This is a genomic window from Mesorhizobium sp. Cs1299R1N1 (genome assembly GCF_037179655.1).
GTDB classification, from domain to species: domain Bacteria; phylum Pseudomonadota; class Alphaproteobacteria; order Rhizobiales; family Rhizobiaceae; genus Mesorhizobium; species Mesorhizobium salmacidum.
In genome coordinates, this window is record NZ_JAPYKR010000017.1 from 80,357 (window position 1) to 97,506 (window position 17,150).

At 62.6% G+C, this 17,150-nt stretch carries 20 protein-coding genes; 8 read left to right on the forward strand and 12 right to left on the reverse strand.

The annotated features are described in order from the left end of the window. Positions 1-38: 38 nt before the first annotated feature. Positions 39-1,250: an NADP-dependent isocitrate dehydrogenase gene (locus tag O7A70_RS28900; protein WP_337143389.1), complete on the reverse strand. Its 1,212-nt coding sequence runs from the start codon at positions 1,248-1,250 to the stop codon at positions 39-41. Between the two features lie 213 nt (positions 1,251-1,463). On the opposite strand from O7A70_RS28900, the gene O7A70_RS28905 reads away from it, so the two are divergent. After that, positions 1,464-2,387, forward strand: a complete 924-nt coding sequence (locus tag O7A70_RS28905) for an RNA methyltransferase (RefSeq protein ID WP_337143390.1) — start codon at positions 1,464-1,466, stop codon at positions 2,385-2,387. Beyond that, complete coding sequence (gene murI / locus O7A70_RS28910) at positions 2,380-3,249, forward strand: glutamate racemase (protein WP_337143391.1); 870 nt, start codon at positions 2,380-2,382, stop codon at positions 3,247-3,249. The genes O7A70_RS28905 and murI overlap by 8 nt, the downstream gene beginning before the upstream one ends. Here murI and O7A70_RS28915 read toward each other — a convergent pair. Beyond that, positions 3,193-4,575 (reverse strand): RNB domain-containing ribonuclease, encoded by a 1,383-nt coding sequence (locus O7A70_RS28915; protein ID WP_337143392.1) that lies wholly within the window; start codon positions 4,573-4,575, stop codon positions 3,193-3,195. The two genes, murI and O7A70_RS28915, sit on opposite strands and share 57 nt — an antisense overlap. A gap of 155 nt (positions 4,576-4,730) precedes the next feature. Here O7A70_RS28915 and O7A70_RS28920 point away from each other — a divergent pair, with 155 nt between their 5' ends. Then, a complete protein-coding gene (locus O7A70_RS28920; protein ID WP_015318153.1) occupies positions 4,731-4,913 on the forward strand; it encodes a DUF3008 family protein in 183 nt (60 codons plus the stop codon). A gap of 85 nt (positions 4,914-4,998) precedes the next feature. On the opposite strand, the gene O7A70_RS28925 is transcribed toward O7A70_RS28920, so the two are convergent. Beyond that, on the reverse strand, positions 4,999-5,196 hold the full coding sequence (locus O7A70_RS28925; RefSeq protein WP_136618780.1) for a hypothetical protein: 198 nt from the start codon (positions 5,194-5,196) through the stop codon (positions 4,999-5,001). A 374-nt stretch (positions 5,197-5,570) separates the two neighbouring features. On the opposite strand from O7A70_RS28925, the gene rpsD reads away from it, so the two are divergent. From rpsD to O7A70_RS28940, 3 genes are all read left to right on the forward strand, one after another. Next, complete coding sequence (gene rpsD / locus O7A70_RS28930; protein WP_027028657.1) at positions 5,571-6,188, forward strand: 30S ribosomal protein S4; 618 nt, start codon at positions 5,571-5,573, stop codon at positions 6,186-6,188. Between the two features lie 137 nt (positions 6,189-6,325). After that, positions 6,326-7,213, forward strand: a complete 888-nt coding sequence (gene ttcA, locus O7A70_RS28935; protein ID WP_337143393.1) for a tRNA 2-thiocytidine(32) synthetase TtcA — start codon at positions 6,326-6,328, stop codon at positions 7,211-7,213. Beyond that, complete coding sequence (locus O7A70_RS28940) at positions 7,203-8,030, forward strand: inositol monophosphatase family protein (protein WP_337143394.1); 828 nt, start codon at positions 7,203-7,205, stop codon at positions 8,028-8,030. The genes ttcA and O7A70_RS28940 overlap by 11 nt, the downstream gene beginning before the upstream one ends. A 30-nt stretch (positions 8,031-8,060) precedes the next feature. On the opposite strand, the gene O7A70_RS28945 is transcribed toward O7A70_RS28940, so the two are convergent. The 5 genes from O7A70_RS28945 to purL form a co-directional block, all read right to left on the reverse strand. Further along, positions 8,061-9,383 carry a multidrug effflux MFS transporter gene (locus tag O7A70_RS28945; protein WP_442921224.1) on the reverse strand — a complete coding sequence of 441 codons (1,323 nt, stop codon included), beginning with the start codon at positions 9,381-9,383 and terminating at the stop codon, positions 8,061-8,063. 143 nt (positions 9,384-9,526) lie between these two features. Continuing rightward, entirely contained in the window at positions 9,527-9,862 is a 336-nt protein-coding gene (gene grxD, locus O7A70_RS28950) for a Grx4 family monothiol glutaredoxin (protein ID WP_013895877.1), read from the reverse strand. A 151-nt stretch (positions 9,863-10,013) separates the two neighbouring features. Next, complete coding sequence (locus O7A70_RS28955) at positions 10,014-10,247, reverse strand: BolA/IbaG family iron-sulfur metabolism protein (RefSeq protein ID WP_015318146.1); 234 nt, start codon at positions 10,245-10,247, stop codon at positions 10,014-10,016. Between the two features lie 122 nt (positions 10,248-10,369). Next, positions 10,370-10,933 carry a hypothetical protein gene (locus tag O7A70_RS28960; RefSeq protein WP_337143395.1) on the reverse strand — a complete coding sequence of 188 codons (564 nt, stop codon included), beginning with the start codon at positions 10,931-10,933 and terminating at the stop codon, positions 10,370-10,372. A 7-nt stretch (positions 10,934-10,940) separates the two neighbouring features. Then, positions 10,941-13,172 carry a phosphoribosylformylglycinamidine synthase subunit PurL gene (gene purL / locus O7A70_RS28965; protein ID WP_337143396.1) on the reverse strand — a complete coding sequence of 744 codons (2,232 nt, stop codon included), beginning with the start codon at positions 13,170-13,172 and terminating at the stop codon, positions 10,941-10,943. Positions 13,173-13,419: 247 nt separating this feature from the next. Here purL and O7A70_RS28970 point away from each other — a divergent pair, with 247 nt between their 5' ends. Further along, positions 13,420-13,584 (forward strand): hypothetical protein, encoded by a 165-nt coding sequence (locus tag O7A70_RS28970; protein ID WP_167531216.1) that lies wholly within the window; start codon positions 13,420-13,422, stop codon positions 13,582-13,584. A gap of 77 nt (positions 13,585-13,661) precedes the next feature. Here O7A70_RS28970 and O7A70_RS28975 read toward each other — a convergent pair whose 3' ends face one another. Next, positions 13,662-15,071 (reverse strand): aminotransferase-like domain-containing protein, encoded by a 1,410-nt coding sequence (locus O7A70_RS28975; RefSeq protein ID WP_337143397.1) that lies wholly within the window; start codon positions 15,069-15,071, stop codon positions 13,662-13,664. A gap of 92 nt (positions 15,072-15,163) precedes the next feature. Between O7A70_RS28975 and O7A70_RS28980 the strand changes: the two genes are divergently transcribed. Beyond that, positions 15,164-15,415 carry a DUF1127 domain-containing protein gene (locus tag O7A70_RS28980; protein WP_337143398.1) on the forward strand — a complete coding sequence of 84 codons (252 nt, stop codon included), beginning with the start codon at positions 15,164-15,166 and terminating at the stop codon, positions 15,413-15,415. An 8-nt stretch (positions 15,416-15,423) separates the two neighbouring features. Here O7A70_RS28980 and O7A70_RS28985 read toward each other — a convergent pair whose 3' ends face one another. The 3 genes from O7A70_RS28985 to O7A70_RS28995 are packed head-to-tail and all read right to left on the reverse strand — an operon-like array spanning position 15,424 to position 17,142. Next, positions 15,424-16,065 (reverse strand): Pr6Pr family membrane protein, encoded by a 642-nt coding sequence (locus O7A70_RS28985; RefSeq protein WP_337143399.1) that lies wholly within the window; start codon positions 16,063-16,065, stop codon positions 15,424-15,426. Between the two features lie 7 nt (positions 16,066-16,072). Next, the gene (locus O7A70_RS28990) at positions 16,073-16,480 is read right to left on the reverse strand and encodes a hypothetical protein (protein WP_027143680.1); all 408 of its coding nucleotides are present in this window, start codon (positions 16,478-16,480) and stop codon (positions 16,073-16,075) included. Continuing rightward, positions 16,477-17,142, reverse strand: coding sequence for a glutathione S-transferase family protein (locus O7A70_RS28995; RefSeq protein WP_337143401.1), 666 nt, complete (start codon positions 17,140-17,142; stop codon positions 16,477-16,479). Before O7A70_RS28995 ends, O7A70_RS28990 begins: the two co-directional genes overlap by 4 nt. Positions 17,143-17,150: the final 8 nt, after the last annotated feature.

Sequence of the window (17,150 nt, forward strand, 5' to 3'; positions counted from 1 at the left end):
CTCCTTTCGGAGCCTTCGGCATTTGGAACTGCGGGTACCTACGCCATTGCCTTCTGCAAATTCTCGTCGATCTTGTCGAGGAAGCCGGTGGTCGACAACCAAGGCTGGTCGGGGCCAATCAAAAGCGACAGGTCCTTGGTCATAAAACCGCTCTCGACGGTCTGGATGCAGACCTTTTCCAGGGTCTCGGAAAAACGCCTCAGTTCGGCGTTGTCGTCGAGCTTGGCGCGGTGCGCCAGGCCCCGTGTCCAGGCGAAGATCGAGGCGATCGAATTGGTCGAGGTTTCCTCGCCCTTCTGATGCTGGCGATAGTGGCGGGTGACAGTGCCGTGCGCGGCTTCGGCTTCGACGGTCTTGCCATCCGGCGTCATCAGCACCGAGGTCATCAGGCCGAGCGACCCAAAACCCTGCGCAACCGTGTCGGACTGGACGTCGCCGTCATAGTTCTTGCAGGCCCAGACATAGCCGCCCGACCATTTCAGGCTCGACGCCACCATGTCGTCGATCAGGCGGTGCTCGTACCAAAGTTTCTTCGACTTGAACTCGGCCTCGAATTCAGCCTCGTAGACCTCCTGGAATATGTCCTTGAAGCGGCCGTCATAGGCCTTGAGGATGGTGTTCTTGGTCGACAGGTAGACCGGATAATTGCGCAGCAGCCCGTAGTTCAGCGACGCCCGGGCAAATTCGCGGATCGACTCGTCTAGATTGTACATGGCCATGGCGACACCGGCGCCGGGCGCATCGTACACGTCATGCTCGATCACCTGGCCATCCTCGCCGACGAATTTGATCGTCAGCTTGCCCTTGCCGGGGAAGCGGAAATCGGTGGCGCGATACTGGTCGCCGAAGGCGTGACGCCCGACGATGATCGGCTTGGTCCAGCCAGGTACCAGGCGCGGTACGTTCTTCATGATGATCGGCTCGCGGAAGATGGTGCCGCCCAAAATGTTGCGGATGGTGCCGTTGGGCGATTTCCACATCTTCTTCAGCTTGAATTCCTCGACGCGCTGCTCGTCGGGGGTGATGGTCGCGCATTTCACGCCGACGCCGTATTTCTTGATGGCGTTGGCCGAATCGATCGTCACCTGGTCATTGGTGGCGTCGCGGTGCTCGATGCCGAGGTCGTAATATTCAAGCTTGAGGTCGAGATAAGGGTGGATCAGCTTGTCCTTGATGAACTGCCAGATGATGCGGGTCATCTCGTCGCCGTCGAGTTCGACGACCGGGTTCGCCACCTTGATCTTCGCCATGGAAAGAATGCCTCGTTGCTGGGAATGGGACGGCCTTGCCCGCGTGGCGTTGGCCGGGGATGCCGCCCGTATATCAAAGCGCTTTTGGCCACGCAAACGGCGATCGGTCACGAATGCGAGGCCGTGACCGCAGCCATTTGCGAATGCTTCATTTTCCCGGTCGAATATGGCAGGGGACGCTGAAATGCCGCAAACAGCAGTTCATTGACAATCATGCGCATCACCAAAGACCCCACTAACCCCGCAGCCGCCGGCCCGGCGATCATTCTGGTCGAGCCGCAGCTTGGCGAGAACATCGGCATGGTCGCCCGCGCCATGGCCAATTTCGGACTTTCGGAGCTGCGCCTGGTCAACCCGCGCGACGGCTGGCCGAGCGAGAAGGCGCGCGCCGCCGCCAGCCGTGCCGACCATGTCATTGATGCCGTCAAGGTTTTTGACGACCTGGCCACGGCGCTCGCCGACCTGAACTTCGTCTTCGCCACCACCGCCAGGCAGCGCGACGGCTTCAAATCCGTGCGCGGCCCGGTGGAAGCAGGCAGGATGCTGCGTGCCCGTCACGGAATGGGGCAACGCACCGGCATCCTGTTCGGACGCGAACGCTTCGGTCTCTACAATGACGAGGTTGGCCTCGCCGACGAGATCGTCACGTTCCCGGTCGATCCCGACTTCTCCTCGCTCAACATCGCCCAGGCGGCCTTGCTGATGTCCTATGAGTGGATGAAGTCGGGCCTGGAGGACGAGACCAGGACAAACTTTACGGGGCCGGAGATGAAGCCTGCAAGCAAGGAAGAATTGCACGGCCTGTTCGCCTATCTGGAAGGCGCGTTGGAAGCGCGCGGCTATTTCCGACCGGCGCCGAAGAAGCCGAAAATGGTCGACAATCTGCGCGCCGTGCTGACGCGCGCCGGCTTCGCCGAACCGGAGCTCAAGGTGTTGCGCGGCATCATCTCGTCACTAGACCGGTTCTCACCGGCGATGCCGCGCGGCGATGGCTCGCCGGGCGATGATCCGAGGCGTTTGCCCGCGGCCGCCGCGCGCGCCCGCAAGGCGGAGGCTGCTGGCCGGGTGGCGCCGGACGCTAACGGCGACGACGCGGACACGCCGCCGCTCGGCGGCAAGGGAACCGACAATGACTGACCAGCCGATCCTGATGTTCGATTCCGGCGTCGGCGGGCTCACCGTGTTGCGCGAGGCGCGCGTGCTGATGCCCGACCGTCGCTTCATCTATGTCGCCGACGATGCCGCCTTTCCCTTTGGCGCCTGGGAAGAGCCGGCGCTGCGGGCCCATATACTGGAGCTGTTCGCCAGACTGCTCGACCGCTTTGCGCCGGCCCTTTCGGTCATCGCCTGCAACACCGCCTCGACGCTGGTGATCGATGCTCTGCGCGATACCTTTCCCGGTCATCCCTTCGTCGGCACGGTGCCGGCGGTCAAGCCGGCGGCCGAGCGCACGCGCTCGGGCCTGGTCTCGGTGTTGGCGACCCCGGGCACGGTAAAGCGCCAGTACACGCGCGACCTGATCAGCAAATGGGCGCAGAAATGCCATGTCCGCCTGGTTGGCAGCGACAGGCTGGCTGGCCTGTCCGAAGCCTATATGCGCGAGGGCTTCGTCGACGAGGAAGCCGTGCGCGCCGAGATCGCGCCATGCTTCATCGAGCGTGACGGCATGCGCACCGATATCGTTGTGCTGGCCTGCACGCACTATCCCTTTCTGGTCAATCGCATGCGCAAGACCGCGCCCTGGCCGGTCGACTGGATCGATCCGGCCGAGGCGATCGCACGGCGCGCCCTTTCGCTGCTGCCGCCCATCGTTGGGGCGCTGCCGCAAGGCGAGCCCGATATCGCGGTCTTCACCTCGGGCAAGGCGGATTTCGCCGTCAGCCGCCTTATGCAGGGCTTTGGACTGACCGTGCACTTAAAAGGTGGCGGAGGTGCCCGCCATTCAAACAGGTTCGAAGACGATGCTGCCTTGATCCGGATCGGCCAGGACCAGCTTTAGCGTCAGACCGTCGCCCTGTCTGAGGCCGGAGGCCTTTACGGTGGCGACGACAGGCATGTCGGCAAGCTGAACGCGCACGCCATGGTCGACGAAGTCGGTGACGACGGCTTTGAAAATCTCCCCCTCGCGTCCCCTGAGCATTATGGCCTCGGCAAGGTCGATAGCCGCATGGTTGATCTGCGAAGCGCGGCTATCCGCACGTCCCATAGTCTTCGGCAATCTGGCGAACGCGTCGGTGACAGCGTGGGGCACGGGCTGGCCGTTAGCGATAGCCAGCGCGCAGCGCACGACATAGCGATCGGCAAGTCGCCTGAGTGGTGCCGTTGCATGGGCATAGGTCGCAGCCATGGCCTCATGCCATGGGACAACGCCGTCGTGATAGGGTTGATAAGACGCGCCGGGACTTGCATGGCGGATTTCCAGCATCAGCGCTGCTTGTCGCGGATCGGTCGGATCGAGGGTTCGCTGATAATCTCGCAAACCGGTGGACGCCGGCCAGGACAGTCCGAGAGCCTGTGCTGCGTTGCGCAATCTTTGAACCTTGAAAGCATCCGGCCCCGACATCACCCGGAACAAGCCGGTGTGGTGCGCAAGCATGGCATCGGCAATCGCCATGTTGGCGGCCAGCGAAAGTGCTGCGTTGTCCTGCTCGGATTGCAGCAGCGGTCTGAACGAAAGCCGGTATGTGCCATCGGCAAGCCTTTCCACCTCCTGCTCGGGTGGGTCGACGCGGGAAGCCCCGCGGCGCTGTTCGTTCATTGCCATGCGCAGCGCCATTTCGGCAAAGCCGGCCGGAACGTCGGAAGCCTTCACGCTGTCATAGGCGAGCTTGGCGCGGCTTTGAATGATCGCCCGCTCCGCGCCGTCCAACTTCGTCGCACCATCCTGCGCAATCCGAACCGTGAAGATAACAGCTGGGCGGGGTCCATCCGGCAACAGGCTTGCCGCACCCTCGGCAAGCACCGGCGGGTAGAGTCCGGCCTTGCCGTCCGGCAAGTAAAGTGTCTCTCCCCGCGTCCAGGCTTCGAGATCCACCGCGTCGCCGTCCTCGACGAACCAGGCCACGTCGGCAATGGCATAATGCAGCAGAAGGTCACCACCGCTCGCCTCGATCGAGAACGCCTGATCGAGATCGGTGGAGGCAGCCGGATCGAGCGTGACGAAGGGCATCGCCCTTCGGTCGGCATGCTGGTCGGGCACGCGTTTGGCCGCCGCCCCCGCCGCGGCAACTACATCAGCCGGAAATCCATCCGGCACGTGTAATTCGGTGCGGATTTTTGCCAGGCCGGTGGAGAGAGCCTGTGAGGGATCGGTCAGGGATTTCATTCAGCCGTCCTACACTGGGGTTCCGGACACGGGAAGGTACCAACGAAAATCGCCAAGGCCGGCCACCGGCTGGCACCGAGCGGACCGGATGGGCCACTGGCGCTGGAACCGCCGCCGAAGCGCGGCGTTTCTCCTAACAGCAAAGGAGAACCGCCATGCCAGCCACCTCGAAAGCCCAGCAGAAGGCCGCCGGCGCCGCACTCTCCGCCAAACGTGGCGAGACCAAGAAGAGCGAGCTCAAAGGCGCTTCCAAGGGCATGTATGAATCGATGAATGAAAAGCAGCTCGAGGAATTCGCCGAGACCAAGCGCAAGGGACTACCGGAGAAAAAATCCTAGGATTGAGCGCTTCGAGCCAGACTATCTTGGAACTGAAAAAGGGCCAGCGACGTCCGCTGGCCCTTGGGATTGTTGCTTGAACAGCCTACCAGCGGTGGCAGCGCCGTATTCTCTCGACGATCACCCTGCGATGACCATGCCGCCACACCACTCTCTTTTTGACGATGACCCGGCAGACCTGTTTGTGGCCGTGCCAATGGCGCGCCATGGCCGGTTCCGGCGCCACCGCCATCGATCCTGCAAGCACCGCGGCGCCTGCCAGGGTAAGGAAGAACTTCTTCATGCAATTGGGCTCCTCTAGCTCCAGTCCCTTCCTGGTGCCGCTGGCGCAAACCTCCCGCCACATCCGGCATCGCATCAACGTCGCAAACGCTACATGGTTGTGGTTGGCCACGCTACTCACAAGCTTGACATCGGTTAAATCTCGGTTTAACCAGCCGCCAACGCCGGGCAGCGATGTCCGGTGTTTCTTTTATATACGCAAAGTCAGTCACCCTATCTGTTTCTGGCCTTGTTTGAACTGACGTGTCCCGTGGGTTTTCCGCCGCGTTGCGTGGGAAAACCCTGTCAGGTCTCGAAAACGGAGGCCAGAGGAGGGCGCGTTTCCTTCACCCGGACCATGAGGTGCCGGGTGTGCTGTTTTGAAAAGGGAATGCGATGAGCAAGCGCGAATCCGCGAAATACAAGATCGACCGCCGTCTCGGCGAAAATATCTGGGGCCGCCCGAAGTCCCCGGTCAACAAGCGTGAATACGGCCCCGGCCAGCATGGCCAGCGCCGCAAGGGCAAGCTTTCCGACTTTGGCCTGCAGCTGCGCGCCAAGCAGAAGCTGAAGGGTCACTATGGCGACGTTTCGGAAAAGCAGTTCCGCAAGGTCTATGAAGAGGCCGACCGCCGCAAGGGCGACACCTCGGAGAACCTGATCGGCCTGCTCGAATCGCGTCTCGACGCGGTCGTCTATCGCTCCAAGTTCGTACCGACCATCTTCGCCGCCCGTCAGTTCGTCAACCACGGCCACGTCAACGTCAACGGCAAGCGCGTCAACATTGGCTCGTACCGCTGCAAGCCGGGCGATGTCATCGAAGTGCGCGAAAAGTCGAAGCAGCTGGTCATCGTCCTGGAGTCGGTCGGCCTCGCCGAGCGCGACGTGCCGGACTACATCGAAGCCGATCACAACAAGATGGTCGCGACCTTCTCGCGCATCCCGGGCCTCGCCGACGTTCCGTTCGCCGTGCAGATGGAACCGAACCTGGTCGTCGAATTCTACTCGCGCTAAGCGAAGGCTTTTCTGCGATATCGGAAAAGGCCGCCTTCGAGGCGGCCTTTTTGTTTTCGGGCATCCGCTTTGCCGTTTCGATTTTCCGGCCGATGCGTTAATCCGGGCGGAAGTCACATTTCCGGGGCCGTCGCGCCATGAACATGCAGCCAGACATCGAAACGCTTGAACCGGTCGCCGACGGTGGTTTCCATCCGCTGTTCGCTGATGTGCCGTCCTCGGTCGAGTTCAACAAGCTGCGCAAGCGGCTGCTGCGGCTGACCCGCCAGGCGATCGAGGATTTTTCGATGGTGAAGCCCGGCGAGCGCTGGCTGGTCGCGCTGTCGGGCGGCAAGGATTCCTACGGTCTGCTTGCCATGCTGCTTGATCTCAAATGGCGCGGGATGCTGCTGGTCGAGTTGCTGGCCTGCAATCTCGACCAGGGCCAGCCGAATTTCCCCAAGCACATCCTGCCCGACTATCTCGACGCCAACGGCATAGCCCACCGTATCGAATACCGGGACACCTACTCGGTCGTCACGGACAAGCTCCCGGAGGGCAGCACCTATTGTTCGCTCTGCTCGCGGCTGCGGCGCGGCCATCTCTACAGGATCGCCCGCGAGGAGGGCTGCTCGGCCCTGGTCCTCGGCCATCATCGCGAGGATATTCTCGAAACCTTCTTCATGAACCTGTTCCATGGCGGCCGGCTTGCCGCCATGCCGCCAAAACTGCTCAACGACGACGGCGACGTCATGGTGTTGCGGCCGCTGAGCTACTGCGCCGAAATCGACCTGGAGAAATTCGCTGCCGCGATGCGGTTCCCGATCATCCCTTGCGATCTCTGCGGCAGCCAGGAAGGGCTGCAGCGCAACGCCATGAAGGCGATGCTCGAAGACATCGAAAAGCGCATGCCTGGCCGCAAGGACACGATGATCCGCGCTCTGTCCAACACCAGGCCGTCGCATTTGCTCGACCGAAAGCTGTTCGATTTCGCCGCCCTCAATGAAACCCTTGCGACCAGGCAAGACATTTCCGATGACATTTGACGATACCGCGATCGACTGGCTGGCCGGTATTCTGGCCGAGGCAGCCCAGGCCGAAATCATGCCGCGCTTTCGCCGATTGGGCGACGGCGATATCAGGCAGAAGACTTCCGCAGCCGACCTGGTGACGGAGGCGGATGTCAACGCCGAGCGGCTGATCACCGCCAGGCTGCGCGAGCGCTATCCCTCGGCCATGATGGTGGGCGAGGAGGCCTGTTCCGAGAATCCGGCGCTGCTCGATGGCTTGGGTGATGCCGAACTGGCATTCACCATCGATCCGGTGGACGGCACCTTCAATTTCGCATCCGGCGTACCGCTGTTCGGCGTCATGCTGGCGGTCGTGGTCAGGGGCGAGACGGTCGCGGGCATCATCCATGATCCGGTGGGCAAGGATTGGCTCATCGCCGCCAAGGGCGCCGGCAGCCATATCAGGCATGCCCATGGCAGCCTGCAGAAAGTGCATGTGGCGGCACCCGTGCCGATCTCGCAGATGACCGGCGCGGTCTCCTGGCAATATCTCGACGAACCGGAGCGCTCACGCCTTGCACGCAACCAGACCAAGGCACTGTCGCAGTTCGCCTATCGCTGCGCCGCGCACGAATATCGGCTGCTGGCGAGCGGGCACGCGCATTTTATCGTCTACAACAAGCTGATGCCCTGGGATCACCTGCCCGGCGTGCTGATCCATCAGGAAGCCGGCGGCCATGCGGCGCGCATCGACGGCAGCGCCTATCTGCCCTCGCACGTCGATGGCGGCCTGCTTGTCGCGCCGGACCAAGACAGCTGGCAGGAGCTGCGCCGCGAGTTGTGGGCGCAATAGGTTAAGTTCCACGCGGCGTCTGCGGCAGATCTAGTGCAGGTCGGTGACGTGCCCTGAGACGGGTGCGTTCTGCGGCTGGAACATCTTGCCGCGCTCGGCAATCAGGATCATCAGCAGCGCGGCAACCGAGACGCTGCAGAACCCAGCGGCCAGTGGCGTCACCGTGCCATTGAAAGCCTGGCCGATCAGCGTGCCGAGAATGCCGCCGAGAAACGTCTGCATGAAACCAAGGATGGACGACGCCGTGCCGGCCAGTTGGCCAAGCGGCTCCATGGCCAACGCGTTGAAATTGGCGCCGAGGCAGCCAAACGGCAGCATGGCGCCGGCAAAGAAGGTGATGAACAGCCAGAGCGGCATCCTCGTTTCCAACGAAACCACCAGCCAAGCCAGGCTGATCACCAGAAACAGCAGCAGCGCGCTTTGCGACAGGCGGCGCATGCCGACGCGGCCGACGAGGCGCGAGTTGAGATAATTGGAGAAGGCGAGCACGCCCGCGACACCGGCGAAGATGACGGGAAACATCTCGCCGACATTGAAGACGTTGACATAGATCTGCTGCGCCGAGGCGATGAAGCCGAACATGGCACCGAAGATGAATGTGCTGGCGAAGGCATAGCAGAGCGCGATGCGGTTGGTGAGCACGATGCGGAAGCCGCCGACAATGGAGGAGACCGTCAGTGCCCGGCGATATTCGGGATGCAGCGTCTCGGGCAGGCGCAGCAGCGACCATGCCGACACGATCAAGGCGCCGATGGCCATGGTGACGAATATCCAATGCCAGGTCGCGAACAGCATGATGAATTGGCCGATGCCTGGCGCCACGACCGGAATGGCCATGAATACCATGAAGATCAGCGACATGACTTCGGCCATACGCCTGCCATCGAATGTATCGCGCACGATCGAGACCGCGATCACGCGCGTGGCGGCCGCGCCGATGCCTTGCACGACACGGCATAGCAAAAGTGTTTCAAAGCTGGGCGCGATGGCGGCCGCGGCAGCCGCCGCCACATAGATGATCAGGCCGGCGACAAGCGGCGAACGGCGTCCGAACCGGTCCGAGATCGGCCCGAAGAACAGTTGGCCACCGCCGAAACCCAGTATGTAGGCGGTGATCACATATTGCCGGTGGTTTTCATTCTCGACGCCGAGCGAGGCGCCAATCTGCTGCAGCGCCGGCAGCATGATGTCGATGGCCAGCGAATTGAGCGCCATCAGCGCCGCGCAGAGCGCGATGAACTCCCAGCGCGGAATGGGCAATTGGCTTGCCCCGGGCAAGGCGCTTGCCCCGGGCAAGGCGCTTGCCCCGGGCAAGGCGCTTGCCCCTTGCGGCGCTGATTTCTGCTGGTCCACGGCAAGTCCGATCTCTCAAACGAAAACGCGCCGGCGGGCCGGCGCATTGGCTCGTCCTGGTCCCGGTGTCCGGGATGTAAAATTGCCGAGGTGGGGTGCCCCCGGTGCCCAAGGCATGGCGGTGTCGACATGCCTTGGCTGAATTAGGCGGCGCCTTTGACGCTGACGCCCTTCTCGACCAGGAAGGTCTGCAACTCGCCGGCCTGGAACATTTCGCGAATGATATCGCAGCCGCCGACGAATTCGCCCTTGACATAGAGCTGCGGGATCGTCGGCCAGTTGGAATAATCCTTGATGCCCTGGCGCAGTTCGGCGGAGTCCAGGACGTTCACGCCTTTGTAGTCGGCGCCGATATAGTCGAGGATCTGGACGACCTGGCCGGAAAACCCGCATTGCGGAAAGCCGGGCGTGCCCTTCATGAAAAGGACGACGTCGTTGCCCTTCACTTCATTGTCGATGTAGTCGTTGATACCGCTCATGGAATATCCTTTCATGCCTGTGGGAGTCAGGCTCGAAGCATGTCTTTCAAATAAACCCATAGGTTGCCCGAAACAAGACTTTAGCCATGCCATCACCCGAATGGCGCAAAGAATGGGCCGTTTTGGGCCAAGCGTGTCGGGTGGAAATGCCTCAGTCGGGAACGCTGGTCTGCAGCGCCAGCGCGTGCAGCACGCCGCCCATATTGCCCTTCAGCGCGTCATAGACCATCTGGTGCTGCTGGACGCGGCTCTTTCCGCGAAAGCTCTCGGCCACGACTTCGGCCGCGTAGTGGTCGCCATCGCCGGCGAGATCGCGGATCGTCACGCGGGCGTCCGGTATGCCGTCCTTGATCAGTTTTTCGATATCGTGGGCGTCCATTGCCATTGCAGAAATTCCTGTTTCGGGCGGGCGGCGGCGCGGCGGCCCATGCGATGAGAGTCGGGCAAGCCTAAAGCCTTTCCAATCCGGATTGAAGCGGTTCCGTCCGGAGTTCGTTCTGTTGGTGTTCAGGAGATGGTTTCACCCGGCCCCTGCGCCGGCTCGTCCTCGCGCATCGAGAAGGCGCGGCCCAGACTGAAGACCAGCACGTAGAGCGGGGTGTTGACCGCCAGGTTGGCGATCGGCAGATAGCTGGTCATCCGCCACGCGGGCGAGAAGAACGGCTGGCCGTAGCCATCGCAGACAAGCGAAGAGCCATACTCCCACAAGGCCCCGAGGACAGCCGAGACGGCGAAAAGCTTGATGCAGGTGATGATATGCCTGGCTCGCGCTGGCTCCGGCAGGAGCCGGTTCCAAAGCACCAGACACACAATCGGAACCGCATAGATGAGGTTCTGCAGGACCAGCATCGGAAGCGTATCGTTGGCCGCGGCGAGAAACTCGGCGCGTGTTTCCAGCCTGGGGCAAACCTCGCTCGAGGTCGTCGACAGCAAGAAGAAGACGAACGGCCCGAGGCACCAGAAGAAGAACAGCGACGGCCAGAAGACGACCGCAAGCAGCGCTCGGACGGCGAGTTTCTTATGATTGAGCAGGATCTTTTCCGAAAGCCGGTTTCCACTTTTCGGGATCATGCTCTCATCAACTGGCCTGGTCCATGAAACGCGGGAACCAGCCTTCATGGGCGGCGGTCAGATCGCTGACCGGGACCTCCCTGGCATCGCCGAGCTTCAGCGCGTTGCCGCCCGTCGAGCCGATCCACGGCGCGAAGATGCCGAGTTCGCCCTGCTGCTTGCGAATAGCGTCCCATTCATCGCCGTGCGGATCGATCGACAGCGTCAGGAGATAGCGGCCCTGGTCTTCGCCGAACCAGACCGGGATCGGATCGGTGCCGACCAGTCCGGGAACGGTCGCGCCGATGCCGGACGCCATCGCCATTTCGGCCAGCGCCACCGCGATGCCGCCATCGGAGACATCATGCGCCGCCGTGACGATACCGGACGCGATCAACGAGCGCACATGGTCGCCGACGCGCTTCTCGTGCCCGAGATCGACCGGCGGAGGCGGGCCATCGCTGCGGCCGTGGACATCGCGCATATACGCCGACTGGCCAAGATGCGTTCCCCAGGAAGCCGGCGCGCCGACCAGCAGGATCATCTGGCCTTCCGCGGCGAAGCCGATCCGTGCCATCTTCGACCAGTCCGATATCAGGCCGACGCCGCCGATGGTCGGTGTCGGCAGGATGCCCTGGCCGTTGGTCTCGTTGTAGAGCGAGACGTTGCCCGACACGATCGGGAAACCGAGCGCCCGGCAGGCATCGCCAATGCCTTTCACCGCGCCGACCAGCTGGCCCATGATCTCTGGCCGTTCGGGATTGCCGAAATTGAGATTGTCGGTGGCGGCGAGCGGCAGCGCCCCCGTGGCGGTCAGGTTGCGCCAGCATTCGGCCACGGCCTGCTTGCCGCCCTCATAGGGATCGGCTTCGCAGTAGCGCGGCGTCACGTCGGAGGAGAAGGCCAGCGCCTTGGTCGGATGTCCCTCGACACGCACCACGCCGGCATCGCCGCCCGGAAGCTGCAGCGAATTGCCCTGGATCAGCGTGTCGTATTGTTCCCACACCCAGCGACGCGAAGACAGGTCCGGTCCGCCAAGCAGCTTCAGCAGCGCATCGGCGAGGTCGGCTTGCGGGACATCGTTGGCGGCAAGCGGCGCCGGCTTCTTCGGCTCGACCCACGGGCGATCGTATTCCGGTGCCTTGTCGCCAAGGTCCTTGATCGGCAGGTCGGCGACCTCGTCGCCCTGGTGCCGCACGCGGAAGCGCAGATCGTCGGTGGTCTTGCCGACGATGGCAAAGTCGAGGCCCCATTTGTGGAAGATCGCCTCGGCTTCCTTTTCCTTTTCGGGGCGCAGCACCATCAGCATGCGCTCCTGGCTTTCCGACAGCATCATCTCGTAGGCGCTCATGCGCTCTTCGCGCACCGGCACCTTGTCGAGGTCGAGCTCGATCCCAAGGTCGCCCTTGGCGCCCATCTCGACCGCCGAACAGGTAAGGCCGGCCGCACCCATGTCCTGGATGGCGATGACCGCGCCCGAGGCCATCAGTTCGAGAGAGGCCTCGAGCAGGCATTTTTCGGTGAAGGGATCGCCGACCTGCACGGTCGGGCGCTTCTCGTCGATCTTGTCGTCGAACTCGGCCGAGGCCATGGTGGCGCCGCCGACGCCGTCGCGGCCGGTCTTGGCGCCGAGATAGACGACCGGCAGGTCGACCCCCTTTGCCTCTGACAGGAAGATGGCGTCCGTCTTGGCAAGGCCCGCGGCAAAGGCATTGACCAGGATGTTGCCGTTGTAGCGAGCGTCGAAATTGACCTCGCCGCCGACCGTCGGCACGCCGAAGGCATTGCCGTAGCCGCCGACGCCGGAAACCACTCCGGCGACGAGATGCCTGGTCTTGGGATGGTCGGGAGCACCGAAGCGCAGCGCGTTCATGGCCGCGATCGGCCGCGCGCCCATGGTGAAGACGTCGCGCAAAATGCCGCCGACGCCGGTCGCCGCACCCTGATAAGGCTCGATGAAGGAGGGGTGGTTGTGGCTTTCCATCTTGAAGACGACGCAGTCGCCATCACCGATGTCGACCACGCCGGCATTCTCGCCCGGGCCCTGGATGACCTGCGGACCGGTGGTCGGCAAGGTGCGCAGCCATTTCTTCGAGGATTTGTAGGAGCAGTGCTCGTTCCACATCGCCGAGAAGATCCCGAGTTCGGTAAAGCTCGGTTCGCGTCCGACGAGGTCGAGGATGCGCTGATACTCGTCGGGCTTCAGCCCATGCGCGGCGATGAGCTCTGATGTGATCGGCACGGAATTGGAAATGGTCATGGGCGGCGGTTTATGTCCATGGAGCAGGGATTTTTGAGTCTCCTCTTATCGCAAGCTTTGCGGTCGATACACCCGTCGGCTGAGGAAAAAGGCAGAAAGCAACAGGGTGATGACCACGATGGATCGCGGCAGGCTCTCTCGTGAGCAATGAGAGGCGCCAGGCCAGTGATTGAAGCTCCCCCAAAAGCCAAATGGGGAACGCCATGATGTCCCAGCCGTTAGGTCCTATCACTCAGGAGACAGCACGATGGCTACCAAGCAAGGCAAGAACGACAATCGCCTCTCGGACAAGGAGGCTCTCCATATCGCGGAGACCACCGACGTTTCGCCCCGGCAAGCCAAGGAATTGGCTGAGAAGCACGGCAAGGACAAGGCCGAGAAGGAAGCCAAGAACTTTAAGGCCGAAGGCTGATCCGGTCCGGTTCTGACAAGTCCCGGTTTCACAAAGGCGGCGTCTCGAGGCAAGCACGGCGGGTGGCCGCGAATGGCTCAGGAAAAACTGTCGTAACCTGCGCGGCCCTCGTCCAGCAGCCGCCTGATCACCCCGACGCCGCCGGCAATATCCTCGCGCCGCTTCGGCTGCGAGACGCCGAACCGCACCCCATGGAAAACCCGCTCCGAGCGCCCCGCCTTGAACTCATCCTCATCGTCGATCAGCACGCCGTGCTCCAGGCAGGCATTCTTGAACGTGCCGGAAAGCCAGGGATCGGGCAGGGTGAGCCAGACGAACGGCACTTTGTCGTGCGATTTGAATGAGAAGCCCGTCAAGCTTTCGCGCACCATGGCCATGCGGGCGCTGATCTCCGCGATGCTGCGCTCGCGGATTTCGCTGGCCTGGCCGGAAAGCACCAGCCGGGCATTCACCTCCGCCAACAGGAATGGCATGCCGCCGGTCATCATCTTGTGGGCGACCCGGATGCGGTGGCGATAGGCGGGCGGGCAGGAGAGCCAGCCGCCACGCAGGCCGGCCGCGACCGATTTCGACAGGCCACCGGCAATGATGGTGCGTTCAGGCGCAAATTCGGCAAGCAGCGGTGTCGGGTCGTCGGTCAGATGGCCGTAGAGGTCATCCTCGATCAGGACGACGTTGTATTCACGAGCGACACGCGCGATCGCCTCACGGCGCGCCGACGACAAGGTCACCAAGGTCGGATTCTGCGCCGTTGGCATCAGAAATATCATCTTGGGATGCTTTTGCGCGCAGACGCGTTCGAAATCCGCTGGATCAAGGCCTTCATCGTCCGAGGCCACCAGCGCGGTGCGCCGGCCAATCAGTCCGGCGCTGCGGGAAATCTGCGAGTAGGTGAGGTGCTCGAAGGCGACATAGTCGCCGGGCGTGGTAAGGGCCGCGATCGCGGCCATCACCGCGGCATGAGTGCCGAGGGTGGGGACGATTGTATCGGCCGCTGGCCGGAAGGCGTTCCGTGACAGCCAACGGGCGCCGGCTTCGTACCAGCGATCCGGGAAATCGCGCGTGTAGCTCGAAATCTCATGCGGATGGTCTTGCGCGGCGCGTGACAGGACGTCGGCAACAATGGCGCCCTGACCGATGTCAGGGGCTGCCGTGCTGTCGAAACGCAGCTTGTCCTTGGGGGCATCGGCATAACGCGTGCCTTCGACGCTGGTGTCGGCCTCCTCTGGCTTTGTAACGCCAATGTTCTCTCCCAGCACATAGGTCCCCCGTCCGACCTCGCCACTGACAAGACCGCGCTCGCGCAGCAATTGATAGGCCCGGCCGACCGTGCCGACCGTGGCGCCGATGTCGTAGGCGAGGTCGCGCTGTGGCGGCAGCTTTGCCCCGGCGCCGATCACACCCCGGTCGATATCCGCTTCAATGGCGTCTGCGAGGCGCTGATACAGCGGACCTGAACCCGTGAGATCTGGAACCCAATTTGTCATGGTGACAATTTTCTATATTGCACCGTTTCGGGAGTCAATACATATCACTAGCGCGCCAAAAAGGGTGCAATTGATATTCTGGCAGAAAGAAAATGGATACAATCGGAACATTTCGCCACTCGAGAACCGAATTGCTCGGCCAGCCTGCTCGCCCGTCCGGGCAGCGCGGCTTCGCCGGCCGACTTGTGCAAGTGGTCAGGTCGCTGGCGAAATGGATCGACCATCTGCTGGAGCGCCGGCGCGGCCGGCTGGCACTGCTGGAGATGACCGACGATCAACTCAAGGATATCGGCATCTCGCGCTGCGACGCTCACCGCGAGGGCATCAAGCCGCTCTGGGAATAGGGACCGGTCTATCGGGTGCCTTTGCTCCTGAGGCGTCCGATGCCGTGATCGACGAAAACGGCGACGACGCATATCGCCACGAACAGCGCTGTGATGGCGAGCGCCGCTATAGTGACGCTCTCAACGCCATTCCTGGCGATATCGAGGAAGGGGTAGGGCACCTCGCCCGCCAGGGGCGCCCGCGCCAGCGCATAGGCCAAATAGGCGATGGGATAGACAACCCACCAGGAAATATCGCTCCATCTCGTTTTGCCGTCGGCGCCTGATATCAGCCACCACAGCACGAACAGCACCGGCGTCACGTAGTGCAGCAGGACGTCGCAAAGCAGGAACAGGCCCTGTGGCTGCCAGAGCCGCGCCAGCACGGTGGCATAGACAATGAAGACCAGGGTGATCGAAACCGCGACGCCCGCACGCATCCGTGGTCCGGCAAAGGCTGGCAGCCACGCATGGCCGTTGGATGACAACAGCGAGGTGTGAACCAGCACGGCGCCAATGTTGGTCAGGATGGTGAAGAAGCTGAAATAGAACACGATCGAGCCAAACAGGCCGCGGCCCGCTTCCATCGACGCTGGAATGGTGATCGAGAACTGCAGGGCAAGCGCTATCAGGCCAACAACCAATCCCGCGATCTGCAGGAACCGGCCCATGGCTGGCTCAGGCGGTGGCTGCGCAGGCCGGATTGCCCGCCTGCCAGCGCGCTACATCCGAGCTGATGCGTGCGCCAAGCGGGTCGTTCATCAACGGTCCGAAGACGTCGACATGGCTTGAATTCCCCTGCGCCTGCACGACCAGCAGCGGTTTGCCGCCATAGTGCTTGGCCGGCACCAGAAGGAAGCGCGGCTGGCCGCTGAACGAGTTCAACTCATTGGCCATCTGATACTGCTTGAAGGCCGGGTCCTTGCTGGCGATCCAGCATTTGTGGGCCGATATCGCTACCTGTTCCATCGCCAGCAGCGCGGCACTTTTGCCCGACGGCATGGGCGTGCTCTTGGGGCTCGACTGGCACGATGCCAGCGCAAACCCCGCCGCGGCGACGATGGCAATCGTCCTCGTCTTGATCAAGCGGCACCCATTTCAAGTTCGGACAGAAAGATCTTGAGGCCGTCGGTCATCTCGCCCCACACCCTGGACAATGCGGGGTGCTGCGAGGCGATCTGCTCATAGGCATCGAATTTGGGATAGGCGTCGAGCAGGTCATGGCGGCCTGTCATGGCGCGGAAGTTGTTGAGGATGAACCGCGTCGGTGTCAGCCAGGCATCGGCGAAACTGATGTCGCTACCGAGCGCGAAGGGGCCCTGCGCCATGCGTGCCTCGATGGCCGCCAGCCCATGGTGGAGACGGGCGAATTGGGCGTCGATCTCGGCGGTGTTGCGCTTCGGCACGAAATGCAGCTCGAAAAGCTTCATCGTCGGCGTCAGCACATCGAGATCGGTGATGCGGGCGAACATGCGCACCAGCGCGCGGTCCTTCGAATCGGGCGGCAACAGCGCCGGTTCGGGAAACCGCTCCTCAAGATATTCGGCGATGACCACCGATTCGACGATCGTTTCGCCCGAGCCGGTGATCAGAACCGGAATCCGGTTCATCGGCGAGATGGCGCGAAACTCTTCGGGGATCGGAAAACCCGGTGGCGGCGCGATGATCTTGAGCGGCACGTCCTTGATATAGGCCAGTGCCCGCACGATCGAAGAGTAGGGCGACAGCGGCCGCGAATAGAGCTTCATGACCGTCT